The organism is Streptomyces sp. NPDC001480, assembly GCF_042894725.1.
GTDB lineage: Bacteria > Actinomycetota > Actinomycetes > Streptomycetales > Streptomycetaceae > Streptomyces.
Map to the genome: position 1 here is coordinate 1 of NZ_JBIAVX010000074.1, position 1,003 is coordinate 1,003.

Annotated in this window: 1 protein-coding gene; it reads left to right on the plus strand. The window is 69.1% G+C overall.

What is annotated here, in order from left to right; all coding sequences use genetic code 11:
• On the plus strand, nt 1-1,003 hold a 1,003-nt coding region (locus tag ACFY01_RS46770), incomplete at both ends, for a 2-oxoacid:ferredoxin oxidoreductase subunit beta (protein WP_390741887.1).

The window sequence follows — 1,003 nt, forward strand, 5'->3', positions numbered from 1 at the left end:
GCAGTCGATGAGGGACTTCAAGTCGGACCAGGAGGTGCGCTGGTGCCCGGGGTGCGGGGACTACGCGATCCTGGCGGCCGTGCAGGGCTTCATGCCCGAGCTGGGCCTGGCGAAGGAGAACATCGTCTTCGTCTCCGGCATCGGCTGCTCCTCCCGCTTCCCGTACTACATGAACACCTACGGGATGCACTCCATCCACGGCCGCGCCCCCGCCATCGCCACCGGCCTGGCCACCAGCCGCCGCGACCTGTCCGTATGGGTGGTGACGGGTGACGGCGACGCGCTGTCCATCGGCGGCAACCACCTCATCCACGCCCTGCGCCGCAACGTCAACCTCAAGATCCTGCTGTTCAACAACCGCATCTACGGCCTCACCAAGGGCCAGTACTCCCCGACCTCCGAAGTCGGCAAGATCACCAAATCCACGCCGATGGGCTCCCTCGACGCCCCCTTCAACCCGGTCTCCCTCGCCCTCGGCGCCGAAGCCTCCTTCGTGGCCCGCACCATCGACTCCGACCGCAAACACCTCACCGAGGTGCTGCGCGCCGCGGCCGGCCACCCCGGCACCGCGCTGATCGAGATCTACCAGAACTGCAACATCTTCAACGACGGCGCCTTCGACGCCCTCAAGGACAAGCAACAAGCCGAAGAAGCACTCATCCGCCTCGAGCACGGGCAGCCGATCCGCTTCGGCGCGGACGGCGGCCGCGGCGTGGTCCGCGACCGGCGGACCGGTGACCTGAAGGTCGTCACCGTCACCCCCGACAACGAGGCCGACGTGCTGGTCCACGACGCCCGGGCGGAGTCCCCGACCACCGCGTTCGCCCTCTCCCGCCTCGCCGACCCCGACACCCTGCACCACACCCCGATCGGGGTCTTCAGATCCGTCGACCGCCCGGTCTACGACGACCAGATGGCCGACCAGCTGGACCACGCGGTCGAGCAGCGGGGCAAGGGCGACCTGGCCGCCCTGCTGGCCGGCGGCGACACCTGGACCGTCGTC